Below are 26,007 nucleotides of genomic sequence, written 5' to 3' on the forward strand. Positions count from 1 at the left end.
GCATCATTTAGCTTTTAAACCAATAAAAAACCAATCCAATACAATTTTAAATCCGATAGTATGAAAACTTTAAAAACCATTTTAACTCTTTTTACAATTTCAATTTTCGCAATTTCATGCAGTAGTGATAATGATAAACCAGATCCTGTAAAATATAACGAAGAAAACCCCCTTGAGGCTTATATGTCGACTTCAGGATTTTATCAAAAAGCAGTAGATCAAAAAAATGCAGGAATTTATGAATACGGTTTCAGCTTTAAACCAACTGTAACCGGAAAAATCAACGCTATTATTGTAAAAATTCCGGATGTAAATTCAGCGTTGAGAGTGACTTTGTGGGATGCAGCGACTAAAACAGTAATCAAGTCTGAAATTGTAAATGCAGCTACAGCGAATGTTACAGTCGAAAAAACGATTACAGCAATCCCGCTGACCAAAGACAAAGAGTACTTTTTTACGGTAAACAGCGATGACTGGATCAACAGAACAAAAGCCGACGGATCTGCCGCAACTTATCCTATCGTAGCTGGAAATATTACCATTACAGGTTATGCTTTCATTTCAAGCACTGCTGCAGAAACACTTTTTCCAACGAATGCACGTAACACGTATTATGCTGGAGACATGACATTTAAATTTCAACAAACAGAATAATTTTGGAATAGTTTGATTTAGTATGTTTGAAAAGGTTTGGCGATAGTCAGGCCTTTTTTGTTTTTTCGCCACGAATTCCACGAATTTTCACTAATTATTGTTTCACGCAGATTTGGCAGATCTTGCAGATAAAACGAATTTAATTAATCTGCTCAATCTGCCAAATCTGCGTGAGAATTAGACAAAGTAAAGAAATCATTTTAATCCTTTAATGTGTGGCAAAAAAAAATTAATTCGCGAAAATTAGTGAAATTCGTGGCAAACTTTTTTATTTTTACGAATCAAACATTCTTCGAAAAATGAAAATCTTCTACAGCTTTCTTTGCATTTTTACGATTGTAACAATTGGTTTTTCTCAAAAACAAAAAGAAAGCGTTGTCTTAGAAAATGGAGTTTCTGAACAACTGGCTATTTTTAGAAAACAGCAAATCTCTGATGTTTCTTATGATTTATTATTCGAAATTCCATATCAAAAAAATGAAGATATTCAAGCGGAAATGAAACTGCATTTGACTTTGTCAGATATAAGTCAGCCTTTGTATTTGGATTTTAAAGAGAAAACGCAGAACATAAAATCAATTGAAGCAAACGGAAAAAAAATTCCCATTTTACACGAAAAAGGACATATTATTATTGCTAAAAATTTGATTTTAGGAAAAAATAAAATTGAAATTTCATTCATCGCCGGTAATTTATCCTTAAACCGAAACGATGATTATTTATACACTTTATTAGTTCCGGATCGTGCGAGTACTTTATTTCCATGTTTAGATCAGCCGGATATTAAGGCCACTTATAATATGACTTTGCAAGTTCCCAAAGATTGGTCAGTTTTGGCTGGAGCCGATGTAAAAAACAAATCTGAAAAAGGTGATTTTGTTAATTACACTTTTAAAGAATCAGATAAAATGAGTACCTATTTGTTCTCCTTTGTTGCCGGAGAATTTAAAACGGCTACGCAAAAGCCTAGCAATCGTGAAATGACAATGTTATATCGAGAAAATAATCCCGAAAAACTTCAGACAAGTACCGATACCATTTTTAAACTGCACCAACAATCTTTAGAATTCTTAGAAAAATATACTAATTATCCGTTTCCGTTTCAAAAGCTGGATTTTGCTTCGATTCCTGAATTTCAATATGGTGGAATGGAGCATGTTGGGGCGATTCAGTACAAAGAATCGGCTTTATTTTTAGACAATACCGCAACTGATGAATTAAAATTAAGCCGGGCCAAATTAATCGCGCACGAAACTTCGCATATGTGGTTTGGCGATTTGGTTACCATGAAATGGTTTGATGATGTCTGGATGAAAGAAGTGTTTGCGAATTTTATGGCAGACAAAATTATGAATCCGATTTTTCCGAAAATCAATCATAATCTGCAATTTTTTACCACGCATTATTTCGGGGCTTTCGCCGAAGATCGATCGTTGGGCACACATCCTATAAGACAACATTTAGCCAATTTAAAAGACGCCGGATCACTTTACGGAAGCATTATTTACAACAAAGCCCCAATTATGATGCGTCAGTTGGAAGCAACAATGGGCAAGGAAGCTTTTCAAAAAGGAATTGAAAAATACATTCAAAAATACGCCAACGATAACGCCGACTGGAATAATCTCGTAGAAATCCTGGATGCTGAAACGCCGCTCGACATGAAAAAATGGAGCGAAGTCTGGGTGAATAAATCGGGGAGAGCCATTTTCTCAGATAAAATTAAATACGATACTAAAAACAGAATTACAGCCTTTGAAATTAATCAACAAGCCGAAGATAAATCAAATAATATCTGGCCTCAGGTTTTTCAAATAGGTTTGGTTTATGCTGATAATATCAAAGTTATTGATGTTGCTGTAAACGACAGAAAAACAGTCTTAAAGGAAGTAATCGGGCTTGAAAAACCATTGAATATTATTTACAATTATAACGGTTTTGGATACGGCGTTTTTCCGCTTGACGGAAATAATTTAAATACTATTTCAAGTTTAAAAGATGAGGTTGCAAGAGCATCGAGTTATAGTAATCTTTATGAAAATACCTTAACGGGAAATATTAGACCAATAAAAGCTTTTGATTGTTTTTTAAAAGGAATTCAACTCGAAGAAAACGAACTGGTTTTAAAAATACTGACCAATAATGCAAGCAGTGTTTTTTGGAAATTTCTAACCGAAAAACAACAAAACGCCACTCAAAAACAATTTGAAGACATTGTTTACAATCGTTTGCAGGCAAATTTGCCGGGAAACATTAAAAAAACTTTATTTAATTTATTCAGTTCAATCGCTTATTCTGATTCGGCGAAAGCCAAATTATATCAGATCTGGAATAAGGAGATTGTGATTGCAAATTTAAAATTAAACGAAGATGATTTTACCAATATCGCTATGAATTTGGCTATCTTTAAACATGAAAAAGCAGATGAAATTTTAGATAAAGCACAAAAAGCGATCACAAATCCGGACAGACAAAAGCGTTTTGAGTTTTTATTACCTTCATTATCAAAAGAAGAATGGGTTCGTGATGCTTTTATTCAATCATTAAAAGAAGAGAAAAACAGAGAAAAAGAATCCTGGGTTTCGTCGGCTTTGGGAAATGTTTTCCATCCGCTGCGTCAGGAAAGTGCGCAAAAACATTTGAGATTTTGTTTAGATTTGACCGATGAAATTCAGCGAACCGGAGATATATTTTTTCCGAAAGACTGGCTAAGCGGAACAATCGGGCGTTATACTTCGAAATATGCTTTTGATGAAGTGCAGCAATTCTTAAAAGAAAACCCTAATTTTAGTCCGATATTAAAACGAAAATTATTTCAGGCGACAGATGCTTTGTATCGCGCCCAAAATATTAAAAAAGAAACCGAATGAAAATTGAAACGGAAATAGAGAAAGTCTCGAGTTTTCAGCATCTCGAAATGTTGGCAAATCAGGTTGTGGAAGGTTTTATATCCGGAATGCATAAAAGTCCGTTTCATGGATTTTCTGCCGAATTTGCTGAGCATAAAGTCTATAATGCCGGAGAAAGTACCAAACACATCGACTGGAAATTGTTTGCCAAAACCGATCGTTTGTACACCAAACGTTTTGAGGAAGAAACCAATATGCGCTGTCATATTATTGTCGATAATTCGTCGTCGATGCATTATCCCGAACTAAAATCGAATCAGCCTTTTTATGAAAAAAAGATTGGTTTTGCCGTTTTGGCTTCGGCAGTTTTGATGAATATTTTAAAGAAACAGCGTGATGCAGTTGGTTTAAGCGTTTTCTCGGACAATTACGAATATTATGCTCCCGAAAAAGGAAGCGATCGTCACCATAGAATGCTGCTCAATAAATTAGAGCAATTATTAGAACAGCCAAAAGTGAAGAAAACAACCGATACGATTACGTATTTGCATCAAATTGCAGAAAAAATGCACCGTCGATCGATGATTATTTTGTTTACAGATATGTTTCAGTCTGAAGATGATGAGAAATTGTTTAATGCTTTGCAGCATTTAAAACACAACAAACACAGGGTGATTTTGTTTCATGTGGTTGATAATGAAACGGAACTAAAATTTGATTTTGACAATACACCAAGAAAGTTCATCGACTTAGAATCTGGAGAAGAAGTATCGATTTTTGCCGATAATGTAAAAGCAGAATATGAAAAAAGGGCAGAAAGTTATTTTAAAGAACTTGCTTTAACCTGCGCAAAAAACCAAATTAAGTACGTTCCGGTAAATGTGGGCGACAATTTTGAAAAAATATTGACTACATATTTAGTTGAAAAACAAAACTTTGGCTAAGGAATTAAAAATATATTTAATTTTTTTTATCAAAACACTTGCAGAAATGAAATTCTGTACTATCTTTGCAACCGCAATAACGCAGAGGTTTGGTAGTTCAGTTGGTTAGAATACATGCCTGTCACGCATGGGGTCGCGGGTTCGAGTCCCGTCCAGACCGCAATATTGGGAAAAGCCTTTCTTAACGGAAAGGCTTTTTTGCCCAAATACGGTATCTAAGATTAGTTGTGTTGTTTTGCTACGAATTTGTAACTCGTAGCTGGTTTAGTAGTTAGACCAATGAAAAGCTTTCCACTTTTGTGGATGGCTTTTTTGATTTATAGCCATTCGGCAAATTCCAAATTTTTAAAAAATTCCAGTTTTATATTCTAATGATTTATTGAATTGGATTTTAAACATAGCACGTGGTTTCAACCACGGGTACGCAATCATGATCACAATCTGTATCCCCATGGTTGAAACCACGGGCTATGTTTGACAAGAAAATACATATTTATGTACGAAAAACCTTTGTCAAAGTTCTGAACTTTGACAAAGGTGAAGACCATCAATCGGAATTTTAAATTTTAAAAGGATTGGAATTTCTTTAAAATCAGTTGATTAAATTTTTTTCAATTTTTATTCGCAAAAACCCTTGCAGAATCCAAGTTCTATTGTATTTTTGCACTCACAATAACGCGCAATTGGTTTGGTAGTTCAGTTGGTTAGAATACATGCCTGTCACGCATGGGGTCGCGGGTTCGAGTCCCGTCCAGACCGCAATATTGGGAGAAGCCTTTCTTAACGGAAAGGCTTTTTTTATGATTCATATTTAAGTTTAATTTTATGTTTTACGTTTATATCATTTATTCTAAAGAATTTGATGTGTATTATAAAGGCTTTAGCGAAAATGTTGCTCAAAGATTAATTTATCACAATGAAAACAGAAGTAAGTATACTTCTAATAAAGGTCCTTGGGTATTAGTTTATTCAAAAGCATTTGAAACTAAAAAAGAAGCATTAGTAGAAGAATTACGACTTAAAAAGCTTAATAGAACGTCCATTGAGATTCTAATCCAAAATTTTAAAGATAATATTTCAGTTGTTTAGAATACATGTCTCTCATCTCGTCTATTGACGAGACGGGTTCGAGTCCTCTCGTTTCAATAACGAGACAATATTGGAAGAAGCCTTTCTTAACGGAAAGGCTTTTTTGTTTTTAACCGCAAAGAGCGCCAAGATTTACGCAAAGTTCGCAAAGTTTTTTTAAGCTTTGCGAACTTTGCGTTTTTAACCCTGTGAACTTTGCGGTTAAATTTCTCCTATCTTTATATTATGGAACAATCAACTTTTAAAGTAGACAAGTATTACATCAAAAAAGTAGATACCGATAAAAAGAGTATTTACTGTCATCATGATTTGATGGGAGAATTGCTTGTTCCGACACATAAACATGATAAAGCACAAATGCTATATGCCGAAGGTGACGTTGTTTTTGTTACCACAGAAACCAAAACCTATTTCTTGCCGGCACGACATTTTATCTGGATTCCGGCAAATGTTGCGCACAGCATTCATCCAAAATCTGAAAATGTGATGATGCGAAACCTGTATTTTCCGGTTGAGAAAAATGAAGATGAATTTTATCAAAACGAAGGTATTTATCCGGTGAATAATTTACTGCTTCAAATGATGCTTTTTACCAATCAATGGAATGGTGATTTAAAAAAAGGAAGTCCAAATTTTGTAATTGCAAAAGCGATTAAAGCCATTCTTCCGCAAATATGCCTGACCAATTTACCGCTTGAATTGCCTTTGCCAAAAGATCCGCGTTTGGGTAAAATCCTGCGATATATTGAAAATAATCTCGGAGAAACAATTCTGTTTGCTGATGTAGCGCATGAATTTGGGTATAGCGAACGCTCTTTGTATCGCTTGTTTCAAAAAGACCTCAAAATGTCCTTTATTCAATATTATACTATTCGCAGAATTTTAAAAGCGATTGAACTTTTGCTTGACAGAAAACTTTCGGTCAAAGAAGTTGCTCAGGAAGTAGGTTACAGCAGTGTTCCGACATTTAGTAATACTTTCTTTAAAATCTTGGGACAAAGACCTTCGGATTATTTAAATGGGGAGGATGTTTTGAGGAAAAAATAGAAAGTGAATAATGGTACACGGATTTGACGGGTTTGAACGGATCTACACAGGTTTTGTTTAAAAATCTTGCAATTATGTGAAGACCAAATCTACTAGATAACTTTATTTACTAAAAAATAATCCGTGTACATCTGTCTAAATCCGTAAAATCTGTGGGCAATCAAAATAAAATATTCTTGTCCGAAATGAATATGTTATTGACTTTTTAGAATTATCAGTCAACAGAAAAATGAAGGAACTTTGCAGTATCAAATATTTATATATTCATGTTCCTTAAAACAACAAATTCTACAGAAGATTGTTTTCTCAAAATCGCATTACTATTTCTAATTGTATTGACATTTAATAGTTTGCAGGCTCAGGAAATTCATTCGGTTTCTTTACAAGAGGCTATGAAACTGGCGAAAGAAAACAATAAAAAAATCCTTAGATCTCAATTAGAGACGACGCTTTCTGAACAAAATATCAAAGAAAGAAAAGAACTCCGTTTGCCGGATATCGAATTAAACGGCGAGTATTCCAGAATTACTAATATTACCGAATTTAAAGGCAATGGTTTTTTGAATGGTAAAGAAGTCACCAAGGCAATTCCTGAAATTTATCAGGTCAATTCAAGTTTTAAAATGCCAATTTATGCTGGAAATAAAATCAATAACGCCATCAAAATTGCCAATCAGGAAAACGAAATTGCTAAAATAAAAACAGAAAAAACTGAAAATGATATCGAGCTTGAAGTGGTCGCCAATTATTTGGCGATTTATAAAATGATGGAACTTCAAAAGATTTTCGAAGAAAACATTAAAGAAGAAAAAAGCCGATTAAAAGAAGTTCAGTCACTTCAAAAACACGGAACAATAACTAAAAACGAAGTTATTAGAGCCGAATTACAGCTTTCTGACCGTGAATTAAGTGCGCTTACAAATTCTAAAAACATAAAAATCGCACTTCACGATTTAAAAACTTTGATCCAGCTTCCGGAAAACGAAGAAATTGCGATCGATACAACGGCGAATATGGATGAAATGAACGGTTTGGATCCGTATGATTTTTATCTGGAAAAAGCTTTTCAGAATGAAGAAATGCGAATGGCAAGCCAGGAATTAAACATCAAAAAAACGGAACTAAAGCTGGTGAAAGGGAATTATTTGCCAACGTTAAACTTTTTCGGAAATTATGGTTTCTATTATCCAAACTATAAATTTTTTCCGCCAAATCCGTATTTGTACACTTTAGGCCAAATCGGTATTGAAGCGCATTATGATATTTCGGCTTTGTATAAAAACAAAACCAAAGTACAACAAGCCAGTACAGAAATCGAATGGCAGCAAATGCAGTCTGAAATTATAAAAGATGAAATTCAGGATAAGCTGTTTAAAGAGCATACACAATATCAGGAAATCCTTGAAAAATTTGTGGTTGTTGATAAAGCTTTGGATTTGGCCAACGAAAATTACCGAATCGTAAAACTGAAATACCTAAACCAATTGGTTTTAATTACCGAAATGGTAGATGCGGATAATGCACTGCTTCAGGCGAAATACAACAAAATTTCTACACGACTTGATGCGATTTTGAAACATTACGAACTGCTTCATACCGCTGGAATTCTTCCGCAGAGTTAGATTTTAGAGGCATGAGGTTAGAAGAAAGAGGCAAGAGAATAGAATATAGAGAATAGAAAAAAGAGGTTTAGACAACAAAAGATATAGAGTTTATGGTTAAGATAAAGAATGAAACTAGAAGTAACAGAACGTTTCATATATTAATAACGATTATTGCGAGTGCACTTGTAATAAGTGGAATCACTTTGGGAATTTGGTTTTATGTGTTCAATAGCAACCACGAAGAAACCAATGATGCGCAGGTAGAACAATATGTAACGCCAATTATGTCGCGAATTACAGGTTATGTACAGGAAGTTCGTTTTGAAGAAAATCAGTTTGTGCACAAAGGCGATACGTTGGTTGTGATTGACAATCGAGAATATAAATCAAAATTGAATGTGGCTCTTGCCGATGTTCAAAGTGCGAAACAAAGCAGCGTTGTGGCGCAGAAAAATGTGGCGACAACGGCAATTTCAACCGTTATTGGCGAATCGCAATTGGCTGGAGCCAAAACCAATCTTTGGAAAACAAAATTAGAATACGAACGTTACCAGGCTTTGGTAAAAGACGAAGCAGCAACTTCTCAGCAATTAGAAAAAGTAAAAGCAGATTACGAATCGGCACAAGCGCATTATAAAGAAATGCAGGATAGAATTCAATCTTCCAATTTAAGTACTTCGCAAGCGCAGGCCAATGTTCCTACGGCGCAAACTATTATAGAATCGAAACAGGCTGTGGCAGATAATGCGGCATTATTTCTCTCCTACACCATAATTACCGCACCTTACGACGGCTGGGTTGGAAAAAGAATTCTGCAGCCGGGACAAATGGTAAAAGAAGGCCAATCGCTGCTTTCTATTGTAAGTAAAGAAAAATGGATTACGGCCAATTTTAAAGAAACACAATTGCAATATTTAACCGTGGGTCAGGAAGTTAAAATCGAGGCCGATGCTGTAAATAATAAAGAATTTACGGGTGTTATCAAATCATTGTCTCCTGCAAGCGGCGCCCGATTTTCGTTATTGCCTCCGGATAACGCAACAGGAAATTTCGTGAAAATCGAACAAAGAATTCCGGTTAGAATTCAGTTGAAAGAAACTGATAAACAAGCCGACTTTTTAAGAGCCGGAATGAACATCACGGTTATCGCAGAACACCAATAAAATGGAAGATAAAAGTATTTTTAAATCCTGGGTTCCAAAATGGGCAATCATTATTATTTTGTTTGTCTGTTTATTGCATTCCATGATTTTATTGGGAGTTTATACTTCAAACGTAACGTACGCGGCTAGTTTTCTGGATATTGAGCCCGAAGATTTGCAGTTTGCGATGTGCGTAACTTACGGAACTTTGCTGGCCACGATTTTAATCGAAAGCCGATTTTCGAGTTTTTTCCCTGCAAAAAATTATCTGATGGCGGTTTATTCCTTAATCGGAATCACGATTGTTTCGTCGGCCTATATTACCAATTTTTACGTCTTTTTATTGTTGCGCGTTCTCGAAGGAATTTTAATGGCGCTTCCGGTAATTACGATTAGACAATTGTTGATTGAGCAGTTTCATTCTAAAAATGCCATTATAATTGGTTTCTCCTTTTATTACGGTTCACTGTTATTGTCAACGCCTTTTATCATGAATATTGCGGTTTGGTTTCTGGATCATTACGATTGGAAATACATGCTGTATGTTTCGGGCGGACTTCAGGTTTTGAATGTTTTTTTGATTTTGGTTACTTTTCGCGGGCACAGAATTACAAAGAAAATTCCGCTGTACCAAATCGACTGGATGAGTTATATTTTGGTTCTAACGGCCATTCTCTGCGGTGCATACTTTTTTGTTTATGCCGAAAAAAAATATTGGTTTGAATCTTCTCAAATGGTTATAATGTTGATGATTGCTCTGATTACCGGAGGATTATTTATCTTTAAAGAGCTCTTGGTAAAAAGACCAACCTTTGATTTTGAAGTTTTTAAATACGCCAATCTGCGTATTGGGTTTTTATTGTTTTTTCTCTTTTACATCAGCAGAGCAACGCTAAGCCTTTGCCATTCGGCGATGTTTTCGATTTGGAATTGGGATCCGTCGCGCGTTGCGGGCGTACAATACATTAACGGATTAGGAAATGTAATTGGTTTAATTCTGGCCGCTTATTTCCTGATGAAATCGGTATCGACCAAAATTATTTTCATCATTGGTTTTTCGTTAATTGCGTTGTTTCACTTTTGGTTTACGTTTCTTTTTGTGCCCGATGTCGCTTTGTCAGATATTATCATTCCGTATGTTTTACAAGGCATTGGAGTTGGTTTTTTATTCGTTCCGTTGATTTTGTTTACCACATCGTCCGTTCCTGCAAAAATGGCGGTTTCATCTGGAATTGTTGGTGTTTCAGGACGTTTTTGGGGAAGCACAATCGGATTTTGTGTGATGCAGAATGCCATGGTATTTTTAAACAAAAAACACTTTTTAAAATTAAGTCAGTTTGTAACCGGCGAAAATCCACAAGCGCAGGAAACGATTGCTAAAACCGCCCAAAGTTTTGCGGCAAAAGGTTATTCGCTTGACGAATCAAATACATTAGCGTTAAAAAAGATTTTCAGCACCGTTGCCAAACAATCGACTTTATTGGCCGATATGGAAATTTATACGATTGTAGGTTATGGTTTAGTGGTTTTGATTATTCTGATCGCGTGTAATCAGCATTTAAGACAAACCATGACTTTGGTTAAGAGTAAGATTTGGATTGGGTAAGTTTTTTGTTTCAAGTTTCAGGTTTCAAGTTGCTATCGCATTTTATGTCATCCTGACGGAGGAAGGATCACACACGGAACTCTTACAAAGATTGGCGAATTTCTGTGCGGAGTTTCTAGTGTGATCCTTCGTTCCTCAGGATGACAAACTAGTCGCTTAGCGAGATTCAAAAATAAATCTTAGCGAATCTCCGTGAAAACCTCCGCGAAACTCTGTGGAATAAACTATCTTGCAACCGTTAAAAACAAAATATACAATGAAACAGCAATGTGTTATTTTTGATATGGATGGCGTGATTTGTCATACGAATCCCCATCATGTAAAGGCTTTCGAGGCATTTTTTAATAAATATGAAGTTCCGTATACAAACGAAGAGTTTGAAGAACATATGTACGGAAAACATAACGGTTATATTATGACGCATTTCTTTAAACGTCAAATTGCCGGAGAAGAACTTACAACGTTGGAAGACGAAAAAGAAGCCATGTTTCGTGAAGTGTATAAAGACAAAGTCGAAACGATTCCACATTATTTAGAGTTTTTAAGTGAATTGAAATCTCGTGGTTTTAAAACGGCTGTTGCAACATCGGCGCCGCGTGCGAATCTGGATTTGATTATAAATGCATTAAAAATAAGCGATAAAATGGATTCTATGATGTCAAGCGAAGACGTGAAAGCTCATAAACCCAATCCCGAAGTTTATCTAAAATCGGCAGAACGTGTTGGCGTTTCTCCAGCTGATTGTATTGTTTTCGAAGATTCTTTTTCGGGCGTTACAGCGGGCTTAAATGCCGGAATGAAAGTGGTTGGCGTTTTGAGTACGCATACAAAAGAACAGCTTCCGCCATGTAGTTTTTATATTAATGATTATAGTGAAGTTAATGTGGATAAGGTTTTGGAGCTATTAAACAGCTAAAATTTTTAAACCATGTAAGTAATATAAGTTCATTTAAATAAAGGAATAATTTGAATAGCCTCTAGTTTTAACTAGAGGTTTTTTTATGCTTTGGCGGAAAAAAGGCTTTAGCCGAATAAGTCCCTATCTTATCCATCCTTCAATTTTATAATTTTTAGAAAATAATTTTCTTTCTACTTTTCCGTTTTCAGGTTTAAACCAAACTTCAAATCTGGCAGCGTATGGTTGTCCCCAATCCCCCTCGTAAATTGTAAAATCATCTTTTAAGCTAAATTTTTTTATACTGTCTGAAGGGTTAAATACTTTGATTGAACTTTTCCGTATTATATCTTTACTCGAGAGTTGTTCATTTTGAGTGATTTCAAAAGCTTTTAAATAGATAGTGCCGCTTTCAATTTTTCCTGTCCAAAAATCAAATTCATAAAGTCCTGGTTGAAACGAATTGTATAGTTGAAATTCTGTATTTTCTACAAGTTTATTCGTTATACTGTCAGGCTTTTTAGAGTTAAAATTATCATCAAAATCCATATTAACAGGATTTTCAATTTTAATATTTTTTGGAATTGTTAAATTCAAAGCAAAGGTATCTGGTGTAATCTGATCAATGAAAAAAGAAATTAAAATGTAAAATATAAATGAAAATATTGATCCGCCAAATAGAACGAAAATAACCAGACTTTTAAACCATTTTCTTTGTGATATGTGATAAATTCCTGAAATGAATAAAACTAATAGCCCTAATCCAAATAACGAAATACTAATGTCTTGAAAGGTTGGGCTTTTTACATAATTTGAAAGAATTAAAAGTAAAATCGTTAAAAACCAAAAATATATTGGCTTTTTCCAATGTTCAGAAAAATTAGAAAAAAAATTTCGCATAATTTTTATTTCAAAGAAAAATCAAACAATTCTTTAGGTTCAATATCTAAAGCATTGGCAATTTTCACAAGGGTCTTTACAGTAGTATTTATTTCAGATCTTTCTATTCTGCCAACTTGATTTTGTGTCATACCACAATCATCAGCTAAGTCTTGTTGAGACATACCTTTCTTTTCGCGTAATTGCCGAATGTGAATTCCAAGATTTGCAATAAAGGTTTCTTCTGAAATATTCATATTTCAAAAGTGATAAGATTTATTTTTCAATTACACCCATATATGGGTGTAATTTAGTATATTTGGTGCATCAAAAAAATAAGACAATGACTACGGAAAACCTCTCAAAAGAAACCGAAACCAGATTAATAGAATTTTTCAGAAAGACAATTGATTCTGAAGATATGGCAAAAACAATTCGACAAGTAAATTATGTTCTTTCTTTATGCGCCATGAGAAGCTGCGAAACCGTAGAAACTGAATTCAACAATCTCGAAGATAATTTTTATTGGTTGAATAAATTGGCTGAGGTTTTAGATCCTTATTTGGACGTGGAGTGAAGTATAAGGAAATATGGAAAACCATAAAATAGAATCATTTCTATAAACTACTTTTGGGTTAAAATAAAAAAAATGAAAAAACTACTATTAATTTTTTTACTGTTTAATTTCTTTGCCTTTGGACAAAAAAAGATAGATATTAAATTATCTATGAAAAAATCAATTTTAAAATATAATAAAGAACATTTAAAAGACCCTTCTCGTTATCAGCTAATGACTTTAACTGTCTTATCTACCGAAACTCTTGGAGATATGAGCGCAAAATTATTAGAAGAAATTCCTGGAGCTTTAAATTCAATAAATAAAGAAATTGAAAAAAATAATTCTGTGATACTTTAGCGTAAGGAAAAAATAAAAGAATTTAAAGAAATAGGAGGTAAAGAAGTTGAAATTGAAGATTGCCTAGAAACTATCAGAGTTTATGAAGCAGATAATATCAAACAAAATGATATAAAAAATGAATGGGAATTAACTCGTAAAAAAACTGAAAAAGACTTGCGAAATAAATACATTGCTTATTACTATGTAGAACATAAATATAGGGCGAAAAACAGTTATGGAGGGTTGGATATTCAAATCGATATAATAAAATTTGATTCTTCATTTAATATTAAAGAAGTGGAATAATAGGAAGAATAAATTTAACTTGTTAAATAATCATTTGTGTGTTGTTTATCGATTAAACGAAAACAATGTCATGAAATTGGATTTTTTTCCGCATAGAAAAGGAAATTTTTGTTTGTTTATATTCCAAATATATAGTGGTAATACAAGAATTAATAAAAAAAGCCACTAAATAGTGGCTTTTCATTTTTGTTTTCAGATTTTTTATAAAGCAGAAATAATCACTCTTTGTACAAAATCATTCGTATTTAAAAAAGTTATTTTAGATTTAAATACATCTAAAGTAATAATGTCTTTTAGTTTGCTAAAACATTCATTTGCAAAAGAATTAGTAACAACGTCTACTCCTTCAAAATCTAAATATACTTTTTCATTAGTTTCTATTTTGTCAATAATTGATACACGTATTTTTGCCCCTAAATCTCTTGTCCCAAGACTTGGGCTAATGTCTTTAAAAAGGATTGTATGTGTCATTTTGATAGTATTTGTTATGTAAAGTTAGAGCTTTTTTGTTGATAACTATGTTTAGTTTTTGTTATTCTTTTTGCAAAAGTAATCAATTATCGAATAGATCTTCAAAAACTTGCTTTTTATAATCATAAAATTGACTTGTAAATTCTTTGTAATCAACATCAACATTCGTATTGATTCTAATATAAACACAAGTACCTTGCCAATTTTGAATATCTTTTACTACTGTTTTCTTTTCGCTTACGTTAAGTTTTTTCTTTCCAGATATTAGGCTTAACCAGCCTTTATTAAGTCTTATAAAAGAAGCTGTAGCAAATAATCCATGTCCTTGACCTTTACCATTTGTTATTCCGCTTTCAATGCATTTCGTTATGGCTTCTTCTTCAGTAAAATTATGTTTTTGATTTAAAGATTGATGTATTCCCATTCCAAAATCACAAACAATTAAACGAATCGAATTTAGATTTTCAAAATATTGTGCAACAACCCAACCCACTTTTTCATCAGTATGATTTAATACATTGTCTAATATTTCATTAAAACAGTAATCCAAACTCGCATATACATTGTCATGCATTGAGCTTTTTTCTCTTAAAACCTTAAGAATGCTGTTTAAAACTTCAATCTGATTATCTGAAGTATACTTTTGTATTTGAACAGCATTATTATGATCAAATTTTGGAATTGAAATAGGAAGCTCAACATTTAAATGTTCAAAAAAATTCATTTTTGCTAAATAAGTAATAATTGCTTTGTTAGCGTCTAATTTAATTGTTCCAATAACTTTATATCCTAAATATTCAAGGTACTTGATAGTACATAATAAAAGAATTGCATAATCAGGATAAATAAAGTCACAATCAGAAAAATCAATAATTAATTTGGTATCTGGCTCATTTTCATATTGCTTTATTAATGCATCACATACCAAAATAGTTTGATTATGAGATTTTGCAACATCTTTTATTTGTAAAGTATATAAACTCATTTGCTTATTTATTTTTCAAAAATATGAAAAAGAAAACATAAACTTTAAATTTAAAGAAATTATCTGTTAAAATAAAAATAGAAATACATCAAAAACAAAAAAGCTTCTGATTTCTCAGAAGCTTTTTCAGTGCGGATAATAGGACTCGAACCTACACGCCTTGCGGCACCAGATCCTAAGTCTGGCATGTCTACCAATTTCACCATATCCGCTCAATTGTGGGTGCAAAGATAATCATAACTTCTAAATTTCAAAGCATTTTTTGAAAAAAAATATTAAATCTCTTTTTTGTATTTTTGAATTTCTATAAAAATAATTTAAATGGAAAACATTAAGTCGTACGTTCAACAACATAAAGATCGGTTTATCAACGAATTGATCGAATTATTAAAAATTCCGTCGGTAAGTGCCGACACTGCATATTCACAAGATGTTATCGATACTGCCGAGGCTGTAAAAGAAAGTTTATCAAAAGCAGGCTGCGATTTAGTCGAAATTTGCGATACTCCGGGCTATCCAATTATTTATGGAGAGAAAATAATCGACCCAAATTTACCAACCGTTCTTGTTTACGGTCATTATGATGTTCAACCGCCAGATCCAATGGAATTATGGACATCGCCACCATTCGAACCAGTTATTAAAAAGACAGATATTCACCCGGAAGGAGCGATTTTTGCGCGTGGTGCCTGCGACGACAAAGGTCAAATGTACATGCACGTAAAAGCGCTAGAATATATGGTGCAAACCAATAATTTGCCTTGTAACGTAAAATTCATGATCGAAGGAGAAGAAGAGGTAGGTTCGGCAAGTTTAGCCTGGTTTGTAGAACGCAATCAGGAAAAACTGAAAAACGATGTTATTTTAATTTCAGATACCGGAATGATTTCTAACCAACAACCTTCGATTACGACAGGTTTACGCGGGTTGAGTTATGTTGAGGTTGAAGTTACAGGTCCAAACCGTGATTTACATTCAGGTTTATACGGTGGAGCAGTGGCGAACCCAATTAATGTTTTGGCAAAAATGATCGCTTCACTTCACGACGAAGACAATCATATTACAATTCCCGGATTCTACGACAAAGTTCAGGAATTATCAACAGAAGAAAGAGCCGAAATGGCAAAAGCGCCTTTTAGCTTAGAAAAATATAAAAATGCCTTAAACCTAAACGATGTTTACGGCGAAAAAGGCTATGTAACCAACGAACGCAACTCGATTCGTCCAACATTAGACATAAACGGAATCTGGGGCGGATATCAGGGCGAAGGAGCAAAAACGGTTATTGCGAGCAAAGCATTTGCTAAAATCTCCATGCGTTTGGTTCCAAACCAGGATTGGCATGAAATCACAGAACTCTTCACGAAACATTTCACAAACATTGCACCGGCCGGAGTTACCGTAAAAGTAACGCCACATCACGGAGGTCAGGGTTATGTAACGCCAATTGACAGCATTGGATATCAGGCGGCAAACAAAGCATATACAGAAACTTTCGGAGTTCCTGCAATTCCGGTTCGTTCAGGAGGAAGTATTCCGATTGTGGCTTTGTTCGAAAAAGAACTGAAAAGCAAAACCATCTTAATGGGCTTTGGTTTAGATTCTGATGCAATTCACTCCCCAAACGAACATTTCGGAATCTTCAATTACTTAAAAGGAATTGAGACTATTCCGTTGTTTTACAAGTATTTTGTGGAATTAAGTAAGTAAGATTTTGCCACAAAGGCGCTAGGGCGCAAAGTTTTAAGTTTATAATCTTTGTCAAAGAATATTCAATATTAATCCGTTCAGAAATGAGCGGATTTTTTTTTGGGCGTTTCCCTCCGGGCCGGGCTTTCGGCTATATCTTTTATTCCGTTCCACTTCATAAAAGGATACCGCCTCAATCCCTAACGCGCAAGAGAGGTTCAGAGATTCAAAGCAACAAAGGGTTTTAGAATCGAAATTGAATAGCCCTTAGCTTTAGCTAGGGGTTTATTTATAGAAAAGCGATTGGCTTTAGCCGAAATTTCATCCTCAAAAACATAATTATTTGGCTTAAGCCATTTCTTTTCTATTTATTGTAGCCCCAGCTAATACTGAGGACAATTCAAAAATAACTTTGCGTCTTAGTGCCTTTGCGGCAAAAAAAACTTGCATATTAAAAATTAATCTCTACATTTGTAGAGCAACATCTATAATTGTAGAGTTAAAATATTCAAATGAAACAATTTCTAATCCTGTTATTTTTTGGAATAATGCTTTCAAGCTGCAAAAGCAAACCCATCAATCAAAAGGTTGACAAGAAAAAAGAAGGCGTTTGGATTGACAATTACGAACAAGATAATACGGTCTATAAATCATTCGAATATTACAAAAAAGATCAGCCGGTTAAAAAATGGAAATCCTACATCAACGGAAAAATTTATAAAACCGAAAAATACAAAAACGGAATTTGCACAGTAAAATATTATTATGAAAACGGAAAAGTACAATCTAAAGGAAAAACAAAACTAGAATCTAATTCAGTAGAAATACATTGGTTTTATTTTGGAGACTGGAAATTCTATTCGGATAAAGGAAAACTAACCGAAACCAAAAAATATAATAATGGAGAATTAATCTCGGAACAAAAAATCAAATAATCACTAACTAACTTAAACCTATGAAAAAACGAATTGTTACCTTTTTTATTTTAATAAATTGCTTTTTTATACAAGCTCAAACTTATAATGAATATGTTCAAAAAGGAGATTCTTGTTACAAAGCACAAGACTATAAATTGTCTGTTTTCTATTTCGAAAAAGCATTTAAAATAGAACATAAAATATCAGATGATTTATATAATGGTGCATGCGCTGCGGCTTTAAGTAATGATCATAAAAAAGCATTTGAATGGTTAAATCTTACCATTGACAATGGTTACGAAAACATTGCTTATTTGCAAAAAGATCAGGATTTTGAATCCCTGCGTGCTAAAAAAGAATGGAGAAAACTAATTAGTAAATTTCAAAAAAAGCTGAACATTCTGGAAGCAAATTATGATAAGCCTTTGCAAAAAGAGCTTTTGGCAATTTATGCAGAAGATCAGGATATTCGGGAAATTCTTATGAAAATTTACAAAGAAAAAGGAATTGGAAATAAATCTTTTGACAGCATAAATAAATTGATGGGTTATAAAGACAGTGTGAATTTAAAAAAAGTTGTAAAAATTTTAGATGAAAAAGGTTGGGTTGGAAAAAATGTTGTGGGATCGCAGGCTAATAAAACCCTATTTTTAGTTATTCAGCACTCTGATTTAAAATATCAACAAAAATATTTGCCAATGATGAGAGATGCGGTAAAAAAAGGCAATGCAAGCGCGAATTCGCTTGCGTTGCTGGAAGATAGAGTAGCATTACGAGAAAGACATAAACAAATTTATGGAAGTCAAATTTCGATGATTCCAGGAGCGAAAGCTTTTGTTTTGCCACTTGAAGATCCTGATAATGTAGATAAAAGACGGGCAGAAGTAGGTTTGGGGCCAATAGCAGATTATGTTAAAAAATGGAATATAGTTTGGGATGTCGAAGCCTACAAAAAAGAACTCCCGGAACTTGAAAGAATAAGCCAGGAAAGAAAAACAAAATAATCAAATTGCCTTTTTGACTATAATTAATGTTTGTAAAAAAACTCAAAACCTTAGAATCTTAGCAACTTAGAACCTTAGCACCTAAAAAAATGCAATTATCAAACTCAGAAGAACAATTAATGGAGCATCTTTGGAAGCTTGAAAAAGCTTTTATGAAAGATTTACTCGAAGCGTATCCGGAACCAAAACCGGCAACAACAACCGTCGCAACGCTCTTAAAACGAATGATCGACAAGAAATTTGTAGCGTATAACGAATTCGGAAATTCTCGGGAATACTATCCGTTAGTTAAAAAAACGGTCTATTTCTCCAAACATGTAAACGGTTTAATTAGCAATTTCTTTAATAATTCGGCATCACAATTTGCTTCGTTTTTTACGACCGAAACCAATTTGTCCACTTCAGAATTAGAAGAGCTTAAGAAAATAATCGATTCGCAAATTCAAAAAAAGAAAAAATGATAAACTACCTTTTAAAATCAGGAATACTGCTTTTGGTTTTTTATGCAGTATATAAATTATGGCTTGAAAACGAAAAAATGTTTCGTTTTAATCGTGCTTATTTGTTGTTGAGTTTGGTTTTTAGTTTTGTAATTCCATTGCAATTAATTTCAGTTAGACCTTTGTTAGGTAATACATTAAGTGTAATTCAACTAAACGGAGTTGTGATTAGAACCAGTAATGTAGTTTTAAATAAAGATAACTCAGCACAAATTATAACTTCTGTTTTTAGTATAATTTATCTCATTGTTGCATGTTTATTTATGGTTCGGTTTATTGTGAATTTATATTCGTTTTATAAGAAAATAAAAAGCAATAACAGAAAAGTACTAGATAATGTAAAAGTGGTTTTAATTGAAGAAGCTACATTACCACATTCATTTTGGAAATCTATTTTTATCAATAAAGAAGAATTTGAAACAGGTAAAATTCCATTAGAATTAATAGCGCACGAAAAAGCCCATTTACAGCAAAAACACACTTTGGACATTCTTTTTATAGAAGTTTTACAAATTGTTTTTTGGTTTAATCCGCTTCTGGTTTTGTTTAAAAAGGCAATAAAATTAAATCATGAATTTTTAGCTGATGAAGCTGTAAATAAACAATTTGATTCGGTTACAGCTTATCAAAAGCTACTGTTGAATTTTGCTTCCCATAAAAACACTATAGCATTAGCGAGTAATCTTAATTATTTAATAACCAAAAAACGCCTTATTATGATGACCAAGAAAGAATCCCGATTTAAAATGATTTTCAAAGTATTGATGGTAAGTTTTGTTTGTGTAATGTCTTTATTCGTTTTTAGTTCAGAAACGATTGCTCAGAAAGTAAAAGACAAATCAGATTATGACAAAATGATAATGAACGACATAAACGATTCGATTGAAAAACAACCTGAATATCCAGGAGGAATCGATGAGTTTTATAAACTTGTAGGGATGAATTTTAAAATACCTGCAGCAGCTTCAAAACAAAAATTAGAAGGCAAAGCCATAATTGAATTTATGGTAGAAAGAGATGGAAGTTTATCTGAATTTAAAATCGTAAAAGATTTGGGTTACGGTATAGGAAATGAGGCAATTCGTACCATAAAACTTTCTCCAAAATGGATTCCGGGGACTAAAGATGGAAAGCCAGCGCGTGTTTTGTACACTTTGCCAATAACAGTTCAGACAGAGAAATAGATTTTTTTAAAGGTGCAAAGGTTCATAGTACCAAAGGTTCAAAGGTTTCATGAAATAGCCAAAAATTTTGCTGCTCTGCACCTTTGAACCGTTGCATCTTTATAAAAAAAATCCGCTCCTAAATTTTAGAAGCGGATCAATTAAAAACTAAAAAAAATTCTCAAAAAAAAACTAAGCCATCACTAAAATAGATCAGGATTATAGCCAAAATAAGGCATGGTTTGTTCGTTAAAAATAACGCCATACTCTTCTAATTCTTTTAAAATAGGCAAATACACTTCTTTATTTATAGGAAGCTGTACGCCTGGAGTTGTGATTTTTCCATTTAAAATTAATAAAGTTGCCATTGCAACAGGCAATCCAACCGTTTTTGCCATTGCCGTATAGGTTTGATCGTCGCCAATGCAAACCATTTTTGAGTCGATTTGCTTGTTTTTATCATTCAATTCATAACCAAATTTGTGGTACATCACAATCATATCTTTATCATCTGGTTCAAGTGTCCAGCTGTCTGAAAGTATTTTTTCTAAAATTTGAGCCGGAGTTGCATTAGGAAGATTTACTTTTTTGTTGGGATTGAATAAATCAAGTTCCAACAGTTTATCCCACATAATATCATCCTGATCGATTTTTAAAATCAATCTAGTTTTAATTTCGACAGAATCTGTTGGGTGATACGGCAAAAATGAATTTGTAAACTGACGATAACTCATGTTTTCAGAATCTTCCATGATATAACTATCGTCTGTCATGCCTAATTGTACAAACATATTCCAGGCTTTCGAGAAACCAACTCTTCTGATGGTTCCTCTGTATAAAGTCAGAATGTCATCTAAACCGTAAATTGATCTGTATTTTAAGGAATCACGATTTGAGTAAGCCTCAAATTTTCCATAACCTTCAACTTCGAGAAATTCAGTTCTGCGAAATAAAGTTCCATACGGAATGTATTTATAAGTACCTTCCTGAACAAATTTAGCCGCGCCGCCTTGTCCTGCTAAAACCACATTTCTTGGCGCCCAGGTAAATTTGTAATTCCACAGATTGTTATCACTTTCCGGAGCAACCAACCCTCCACAAAAAGATTCAAAAAGCAGCATTTTACCGCCTTTTGCTCTAATTTCGTCAATGACTTTCATGGCGCTCATGTGGTCGATTCCCGGATCAAGACCAATTTCGTTCATGAAAATCAAATTGTTTTTTATAGCTTCTTCGTTTAACGATTGCATGGCATCACTAATGTATGATGCTGTTACAAGATGTTTTTTAAACTCTAAACAATCTTTTGCAATTTCGATATGTAAATGAGCCGGCAACATCGAAATAACAATTGAGGCTTTTTCTATGGCAGCTTTTCTTTCTTCTGTCTCAAAAATATTTAAAGCAATTGGAGTTGCATTGGGATGATTTTGTGTCTTTTTTTCGGCCAAAGCCAAAGATAAATCCGCCACAACCAAATGAAGGTTTTCACTTTCTGATTTTGATAACAAATACCGTATCAATGAAGAGGCTGACCTTCCGGCTCCAAAAATTAAAATGCTTCTCATATTTTATATTTATAACACAAATATATTAAATTGTTATAAATATAACAATCAAATTAATTCAAAAAAATCAAATCTTTTTTATTTCAGATAAAATACTAAAGAATTCTTTTTCGTGAAAACATTTTGATAAAGTAGAAAAGCTTTTCCAATAGTTTGAAGTATTTTTGTATTCAAATTGAAAGTTATAGAAAATATGAAAAGAAAAATTATCCTTACTGGTGCTTTTATAGGAATGTTGGCTATTATTTTAGGGGCTTTTGGAGCGCATTTGCTTAAGAAATATTTATCTGTCGAGCAATTGGTGACTTTCGAAACCGGCGTTCGTTACCAAATGTATCATGCTTTCTTTTTATTTTTTCTTTCTACAAGAAAAGAGCTTTCTCAAAAAACGGTAAAAACCATATATAATTTAGCAGTTGCCGGTGTAATTTTATTTAGCGGATCGATCTATTTATTAGCTACAAAAAATCTTACAGTTTTCGATTCAAAAATTATCGTATTCGCAACACCTTTGGGTGGATTTTTATTAATTCTCGCTTGGTTGGGATTATTTGTTAGTATTTTGAGGCAAAAATCATAAAATACCGAATAAAAAATTCTATCTAAAAATTAATCTTTAATTTTGTCTCATAAATAACATAAAACATTACTTATGTGAGTTTTTATTGCTTTTTATCAATATTGATAAAAAATATAACAATTCAATATCTTTATGCTAACTGCTTAAAGTTCAAAGTAAAATATGTTTGTGCAATAAAAAAATAATATACACAACTACAAATTTATGGACACTAACACACTTTTCACGCAATCGATTTCGCTTTCTGAATTAGGAATTGAAAATGCCAAGATTCACTATCAATTATCTGCAGACGAATTGCATGCAATTACAGTGCAATCAGGACAAGGTGTTGAGAACTCTACAGGAGCGCTGGCAATTAATACAGGTGAATTTACAGGACGATCTCCACAAGATCGTTTTATAGTAAGAGACAGAATAACAGAAGATAAAGTTTGGTGGGGAAATGTAAATATTCCGTTTTCATCAGAAGCTTTTGAAAAATTATATAATAAGGTAACTCAGTTTTTATCGAATAAAGAAGTATTTGTTCGTGATGCCTATGTTTGTGCAGATCCAAATTATAGATTGAATGTTCGTGTGGTTACAGAAACAGCTTGGTCTAATTTGTTTTGTTACAATATGTTTTTAAGACCGGAAGATTCTGAATTAGCCAACTTTACACCAGAATGGACAGTCATTTGTGCACCAAGTTTTATGGCAGATCCTGCTGTAGACGGAACACGTCAGTCAAATTTTGCTATTTTAGATTTTACTAAAAAAGTGGCCTTAATTGGCGGAACGGGTTACACAGGAGAAATGAAAAAAGGAATTTTTTCTGCTTTGAACTTCATTTTACCGGTTTTCGAAAATACATTACCAATGCACTGCAGCGCCAATGTTGGTGAAGCTGGAGATACTGCGATTTTCTTCGGATTATCAGGAACAGGAAAAACAACTTTATCTGCAGATCCTGATCGTAAATTAATAGGTGACGACGAACACGGCTGGACGGCTGAAAATACTGTTTTCAATTTTGAAGGTGGTTGCTACGCAAAAGTAATTAACTTATCTGAAGAAAATGAACCGGATATTTTTAGAGCGATCAAAAAAGGAGCGCTTTTAGAAAATGTGGTTTTCAAAGCGGGAACAAACGAAGTAGATTACGATGATATTTCTATCACTCAAAATACACGTGTAAGTTATCCAATAACTCATATTGATAATATTCAACCGGGATCTATTGGGCATAATCCTAAAAATATATTTTTCTTAACGGCAGATTCTTTCGGGATTTTGCCTCCAATCTCAAAATTGACTCCAGGTCAGGCAGCTTACCATTTTATTTCTGGATATACTGCAAAAGTTGCCGGAACCGAAGCGGGAGTTACAGAACCACAACCTAACTTTTCGGCTTGTTTTGGAGCGCCATTTATGCCTTTGCACCCAACTCGTTATGCTGAAATGCTGACTAAAAAAATGAAAGATGCCGATGTAAAAGTTTGGTTGATCAACACTGGCTGGACAGGCGGAGCATACGGAACAGGAACGCGTATGAAGCTAAAATACACCCGTGCCATGATTACCGCTGCATTAAACGGAGAATTAGACAACGTTGAATTTAAAAATCATGAAGTATTTGGAATTGCAAAACCACAATCTTGCCCGAATGTACCAAGTGAAATTTTAAATCCAAGAAATACTTGGGAAGATCCTGAGTTATACGATAAAAAAGCAATCGAATTGGCTCAGAAATTCAAAGCGAATTTTGCCAAATTTGAAGAGTTTGCCAACGCTGAAATTTTAGCGGGTGCGCCTAAAACAGAATAAGGAAGATTACTAATTCAAATTTAAAAAGCTGTTCAGTGATGAACAGCTTTTTTTTGGGTTTTCAGTTTTTTTAGTCTCAGTCTCAGTGGCAGTTTTCAGTCTTAGTTACAGTTTTTAGTCACGTTTGGTTTTGTTTGTCCGGCTGAGCGGAGTCGAAGCCCACGCAAAGCACTTCGACATCGATTTTCAAGTATTGTAATGTTATTTAGTTTGTGGCTAATCGTTGCGGGGCTTCGACTCCGCTCAGCCTGACAAACCAGACTGAAAACTGCGACTGAAAACTGAAAACTATTTCTTAGAATCTATACGTTTCTGCATTAAATCCCAGGCATAATAATGAAAAGTCATTCCGTTGCTCATGGCTACGAAAAGTCCGTTTTGGTATTTTCCTCCTAAGTTTACGCTGGTTACATCGGCACCATCGCATTCTATAGTTGAAGTTGGAATTTCTGCCAGTAAAGGATATTCGTTCGGATTTCCTTTTGTGCCTTCTCTCGGGTAAACCATAAAAGTATTGGCTTGTTGGTTGGATACTAAAATATATCCCGTAGAATCTGTTTTTTTATAAATCGCGATTCCTTCGTTGTCTGCTTTAAAACCAGTTTTCCCAAAAAGAGCCAATTCTTTATTATCGTTTAAAGCAGGATCAGCTTTGTATTTTCTGATTCCGAATTGTTCGTCGCAGTACAAAACAGTTCCCAATTCATTATCCACTGCAATGGCTTCGATTTCTTTTTTTCCGCTATAAGCACCAAATTTTCTAACCACTTTTGCAGTTGCAAATTTCCCTGCGCCAGAAAGTTCATATTGCCATAAATAACTTCCAGAAGGTCCTGATTTTCTTCCTACAACAGCAAAAATCTTCTTGTCGCTTGGACGCGTGTACAAAGCAATTCCCATTGGATCGCGCAATTCTTCGCCTTCAAAAACCGGGATTCCGCCATTGTCAATTGGGTTTAAATCAGGTAAACTAAAAATTCTGATTTTATTGCTTTCGCGTTCTGTTGTAACGGCAACATCTACTTTTTTTCCATCAATTAATAAACCGTAAGCGATATCAACATTATTTGGACGCTTTAAAGGAATCGATTTTTTAAGGATTTTTCCATTCAAATCAAAAGCATACAAACCGCCGTCTGTATCTTTATCTGTTCCCACAATAATACTTTTTGAAGCATCTGTTGGGTGAATCCAGATGGATGGATCGTCAGTATCATGAGGTAAAACTTGGGTAATCGCTGTTGGTTTTACAGCATTTGTGGCAACGGGAGCTAATTTATCGTCTTTACAGGCTGTTAATAAAGCGCTTAAAAGTAAAAAAGCGAGTATAGATTTATGTTTCATTATGATTTTCATTTAATAAAATTAGACAGAACCGTTAAGTCCTGTCTAATTTAAGAATTTTATA

The 26,007-nt window shown here is 33.7% G+C and carries 23 protein-coding genes, 3 tRNA genes and 1 pseudogene; 20 read left to right on the plus strand and 7 right to left on the minus strand.

Annotation, left to right across the window (positions count from 1 at the left end; all coding sequences use genetic code 11):
- The first annotated feature begins 60 nt into the window (after positions 1–60).
- The 11 genes and pseudogenes from SD960_RS07055 to SD960_RS07105 all read left to right on the plus strand — a co-directional run.
- Complete coding sequence (locus SD960_RS07055; RefSeq protein ID WP_318801799.1) at positions 61–654, plus strand: hypothetical protein; 594 nt, start codon at positions 61–63, stop codon at positions 652–654.
- 299 nt (positions 655–953) lie between these two features.
- Entirely contained in the window at positions 954–3,524 is a 2,571-nt protein-coding gene (locus SD960_RS07060; RefSeq protein WP_318801800.1) for a M1 family aminopeptidase, read from the plus strand.
- On the plus strand, positions 3,521–4,447 hold the full coding sequence (locus SD960_RS07065) for a DUF58 domain-containing protein (protein ID WP_318801801.1): 927 nt from the start codon (positions 3,521–3,523) through the stop codon (positions 4,445–4,447). The genes SD960_RS07060 and SD960_RS07065 overlap by 4 nt, the downstream gene beginning before the upstream one ends.
- Before the next feature lie 86 nt (positions 4,448–4,533).
- Positions 4,534–4,607, plus strand: a tRNA-Asp gene (locus SD960_RS07070).
- A gap of 525 nt (positions 4,608–5,132) precedes the next feature.
- Positions 5,133–5,206 (plus strand) — tRNA-Asp (locus SD960_RS07075).
- Between the two features lie 66 nt (positions 5,207–5,272).
- Positions 5,273–5,536 (plus strand): GIY-YIG nuclease family protein, encoded by a 264-nt coding sequence (locus tag SD960_RS07080; RefSeq protein WP_318801803.1) that lies wholly within the window; start codon positions 5,273–5,275, stop codon positions 5,534–5,536.
- Between the two features lie 225 nt (positions 5,537–5,761).
- A complete protein-coding gene (locus SD960_RS07085) occupies positions 5,762–6,583 on the plus strand; it encodes an AraC family transcriptional regulator (RefSeq protein WP_318801805.1) in 822 nt (273 codons plus the stop codon).
- Positions 6,584–6,849: 266 nt separating this feature from the next.
- Positions 6,850–8,205, plus strand: a complete 1,356-nt coding sequence (locus tag SD960_RS07090; RefSeq protein ID WP_318801806.1) for a TolC family protein — start codon at positions 6,850–6,852, stop codon at positions 8,203–8,205.
- A gap of 92 nt (positions 8,206–8,297) precedes the next feature.
- On the plus strand, positions 8,298–9,350 hold the full coding sequence (locus SD960_RS07095) for an HlyD family secretion protein (RefSeq protein ID WP_318801807.1): 1,053 nt from the start codon (positions 8,298–8,300) through the stop codon (positions 9,348–9,350).
- Position 9,351: 1 nt separating this feature from the next.
- Complete coding sequence (locus tag SD960_RS07100; RefSeq protein WP_318801808.1) at positions 9,352–10,935, plus strand: MFS transporter; 1,584 nt, start codon at positions 9,352–9,354, stop codon at positions 10,933–10,935.
- Positions 10,936–11,191: 256 nt separating this feature from the next.
- A pseudogene (locus tag SD960_RS07105) lies at positions 11,192–11,719 on the plus strand (HAD family hydrolase); the annotation flags it as partial.
- Positions 11,720–11,974: 255 nt separating this feature from the next.
- Here the strand turns inward: SD960_RS07105 and SD960_RS07110 are convergent.
- A complete protein-coding gene (locus SD960_RS07110) occupies positions 11,975–12,427 on the minus strand; it encodes a hypothetical protein (RefSeq protein WP_318801810.1) in 453 nt (150 codons plus the stop codon).
- A gap of 308 nt (positions 12,428–12,735) precedes the next feature.
- Positions 12,736–12,966, minus strand: coding sequence for a helix-turn-helix transcriptional regulator (locus SD960_RS07115; protein ID WP_318801812.1), 231 nt, complete (start codon positions 12,964–12,966; stop codon positions 12,736–12,738).
- Positions 12,967–13,052: 86 nt separating this feature from the next.
- Here SD960_RS07115 and SD960_RS07120 point away from each other — a divergent pair, with 86 nt between their 5' ends.
- Complete coding sequence (locus tag SD960_RS07120) at positions 13,053–13,286, plus strand: hypothetical protein (RefSeq protein WP_318801814.1); 234 nt, start codon at positions 13,053–13,055, stop codon at positions 13,284–13,286.
- Between the two features lie 72 nt (positions 13,287–13,358).
- Positions 13,359–13,625 (plus strand): hypothetical protein, encoded by a 267-nt coding sequence (locus SD960_RS07125; protein ID WP_318801817.1) that lies wholly within the window; start codon positions 13,359–13,361, stop codon positions 13,623–13,625.
- 489 nt (positions 13,626–14,114) lie between these two features.
- Here SD960_RS07125 and SD960_RS07130 read toward each other — a convergent pair whose 3' ends face one another.
- The 3 genes from SD960_RS07130 to SD960_RS07140 all read right to left on the minus strand — a co-directional run bounded on the left by SD960_RS07130 (position 14,115) and on the right by SD960_RS07140 (position 15,581).
- Complete coding sequence (locus SD960_RS07130; protein WP_318801818.1) at positions 14,115–14,384, minus strand: STAS-like domain-containing protein; 270 nt, start codon at positions 14,382–14,384, stop codon at positions 14,115–14,117.
- Positions 14,385–14,466: 82 nt separating this feature from the next.
- The gene (locus tag SD960_RS07135; protein WP_318801820.1) at positions 14,467–15,369 is read right to left on the minus strand and encodes a hypothetical protein; all 903 of its coding nucleotides are present in this window, start codon (positions 15,367–15,369) and stop codon (positions 14,467–14,469) included.
- Between the two features lie 130 nt (positions 15,370–15,499).
- Positions 15,500–15,581: transfer RNA gene (locus tag SD960_RS07140), tRNA-Leu, on the minus strand.
- A 109-nt stretch (positions 15,582–15,690) separates the two neighbouring features.
- Here SD960_RS07140 and SD960_RS07145 point away from each other — a divergent pair.
- From SD960_RS07145 to SD960_RS07165, 5 genes are all read left to right on the plus strand, one after another.
- Positions 15,691–17,079: a dipeptidase gene (locus SD960_RS07145; protein WP_318801822.1), complete on the plus strand. Its 1,389-nt coding sequence runs from the start codon at positions 15,691–15,693 to the stop codon at positions 17,077–17,079.
- Positions 17,080–17,570: 491 nt separating this feature from the next.
- On the plus strand, positions 17,571–17,993 hold the full coding sequence (locus SD960_RS07150) for a hypothetical protein (protein WP_318801823.1): 423 nt from the start codon (positions 17,571–17,573) through the stop codon (positions 17,991–17,993).
- A gap of 20 nt (positions 17,994–18,013) precedes the next feature.
- Positions 18,014–18,979, plus strand: coding sequence for a DUF6624 domain-containing protein (locus SD960_RS07155; protein WP_318801824.1), 966 nt, complete (start codon positions 18,014–18,016; stop codon positions 18,977–18,979).
- A gap of 89 nt (positions 18,980–19,068) precedes the next feature.
- Positions 19,069–19,440, plus strand: a complete 372-nt coding sequence (locus SD960_RS07160) for a BlaI/MecI/CopY family transcriptional regulator (protein ID WP_318801825.1) — start codon at positions 19,069–19,071, stop codon at positions 19,438–19,440.
- Complete coding sequence (locus SD960_RS07165; protein ID WP_318801826.1) at positions 19,437–20,663, plus strand: M56 family metallopeptidase; 1,227 nt, start codon at positions 19,437–19,439, stop codon at positions 20,661–20,663. Before SD960_RS07160 ends, SD960_RS07165 begins: the two co-directional genes overlap by 4 nt.
- Before the next feature lie 182 nt (positions 20,664–20,845).
- Here SD960_RS07165 and SD960_RS07170 read toward each other — a convergent pair whose 3' ends face one another.
- The gene (locus SD960_RS07170; RefSeq protein ID WP_318801828.1) at positions 20,846–22,210 is read right to left on the minus strand and encodes a saccharopine dehydrogenase family protein; all 1,365 of its coding nucleotides are present in this window, start codon (positions 22,208–22,210) and stop codon (positions 20,846–20,848) included.
- Between the two features lie 193 nt (positions 22,211–22,403).
- Here SD960_RS07170 and SD960_RS07175 point away from each other — a divergent pair, with 193 nt between their 5' ends.
- Together SD960_RS07175 and pckA are read left to right on the plus strand one after the other, a co-directional pair.
- On the plus strand, positions 22,404–22,790 hold the full coding sequence (locus SD960_RS07175) for a DUF423 domain-containing protein (RefSeq protein WP_318801829.1): 387 nt from the start codon (positions 22,404–22,406) through the stop codon (positions 22,788–22,790).
- A 204-nt stretch (positions 22,791–22,994) separates the two neighbouring features.
- Positions 22,995–24,599: a phosphoenolpyruvate carboxykinase (ATP) gene (pckA, locus tag SD960_RS07180; protein ID WP_318801830.1), complete on the plus strand. Its 1,605-nt coding sequence runs from the start codon at positions 22,995–22,997 to the stop codon at positions 24,597–24,599.
- A 288-nt stretch (positions 24,600–24,887) separates the two neighbouring features.
- Here pckA and SD960_RS07185 read toward each other — a convergent pair whose 3' ends face one another.
- Positions 24,888–25,943, minus strand: coding sequence for a phytase (locus tag SD960_RS07185; RefSeq protein ID WP_318801831.1), 1,056 nt, complete (start codon positions 25,941–25,943; stop codon positions 24,888–24,890).
- Positions 25,944–26,007 lie beyond the last annotated feature (64 nt).

Source organism: Flavobacterium sp. MMLR14_040 (assembly GCF_033657265.1).
Lineage (GTDB): Bacteria > Bacteroidota > Bacteroidia > Flavobacteriales > Flavobacteriaceae > Flavobacterium.

Excerpts from the sequence above, each read along its gene's own strand:
- SD960_RS07055 (WP_318801799.1), top strand. The coding sequence starts at position 61 with ATGAAAACTTTAAAAACCATTTTAACTCTTTTTACAATTTCAATTTTC.
- SD960_RS07060 (WP_318801800.1), top strand. The coding sequence starts at position 954 with ATGAAAATCTTCTACAGCTTTCTTTGCATTTTTACGATTGTAACAATT.
- SD960_RS07065 (WP_318801801.1), top strand. The coding sequence starts at position 3,521 with ATGAAAATTGAAACGGAAATAGAGAAAGTCTCGAGTTTTCAGCATCTC.
- SD960_RS07080 (WP_318801803.1), top strand. The coding sequence starts at position 5,273 with ATGTTTTACGTTTATATCATTTATTCTAAAGAATTTGATGTGTATTAT.
- SD960_RS07085 (WP_318801805.1), top strand. The coding sequence starts at position 5,762 with ATGGAACAATCAACTTTTAAAGTAGACAAGTATTACATCAAAAAAGTA.
- SD960_RS07090 (WP_318801806.1), top strand. The coding sequence starts at position 6,850 with ATGTTCCTTAAAACAACAAATTCTACAGAAGATTGTTTTCTCAAAATC.
- SD960_RS07095 (WP_318801807.1), top strand. The coding sequence starts at position 8,298 with ATGGTTAAGATAAAGAATGAAACTAGAAGTAACAGAACGTTTCATATA.
- SD960_RS07100 (WP_318801808.1), top strand. The coding sequence starts at position 9,352 with ATGGAAGATAAAAGTATTTTTAAATCCTGGGTTCCAAAATGGGCAATC.
- SD960_RS07115 (WP_318801812.1), bottom strand. The coding sequence starts at position 12,966 with ATGAATATTTCAGAAGAAACCTTTATTGCAAATCTTGGAATTCACATT.
- SD960_RS07120 (WP_318801814.1), top strand. The coding sequence starts at position 13,053 with ATGACTACGGAAAACCTCTCAAAAGAAACCGAAACCAGATTAATAGAA.
- SD960_RS07125 (WP_318801817.1), top strand. The coding sequence starts at position 13,359 with ATGAAAAAACTACTATTAATTTTTTTACTGTTTAATTTCTTTGCCTTT.
- SD960_RS07130 (WP_318801818.1), bottom strand. The coding sequence starts at position 14,384 with ATGACACATACAATCCTTTTTAAAGACATTAGCCCAAGTCTTGGGACA.
- SD960_RS07135 (WP_318801820.1), bottom strand. The coding sequence starts at position 15,369 with ATGAGTTTATATACTTTACAAATAAAAGATGTTGCAAAATCTCATAAT.
- SD960_RS07145 (WP_318801822.1), top strand. The coding sequence starts at position 15,691 with ATGGAAAACATTAAGTCGTACGTTCAACAACATAAAGATCGGTTTATC.
- SD960_RS07150 (WP_318801823.1), top strand. The coding sequence starts at position 17,571 with ATGAAACAATTTCTAATCCTGTTATTTTTTGGAATAATGCTTTCAAGC.
- SD960_RS07155 (WP_318801824.1), top strand. The coding sequence starts at position 18,014 with ATGAAAAAACGAATTGTTACCTTTTTTATTTTAATAAATTGCTTTTTT.
- SD960_RS07160 (WP_318801825.1), top strand. The coding sequence starts at position 19,069 with ATGCAATTATCAAACTCAGAAGAACAATTAATGGAGCATCTTTGGAAG.
- SD960_RS07165 (WP_318801826.1), top strand. The coding sequence starts at position 19,437 with ATGATAAACTACCTTTTAAAATCAGGAATACTGCTTTTGGTTTTTTAT.
- SD960_RS07170 (WP_318801828.1), bottom strand. The coding sequence starts at position 22,210 with ATGAGAAGCATTTTAATTTTTGGAGCCGGAAGGTCAGCCTCTTCATTG.
- SD960_RS07175 (WP_318801829.1), top strand. The coding sequence starts at position 22,404 with ATGAAAAGAAAAATTATCCTTACTGGTGCTTTTATAGGAATGTTGGCT.
- pckA (WP_318801830.1), top strand. The coding sequence starts at position 22,995 with ATGGACACTAACACACTTTTCACGCAATCGATTTCGCTTTCTGAATTA.
- SD960_RS07185 (WP_318801831.1), bottom strand. The coding sequence starts at position 25,943 with ATGAAACATAAATCTATACTCGCTTTTTTACTTTTAAGCGCTTTATTA.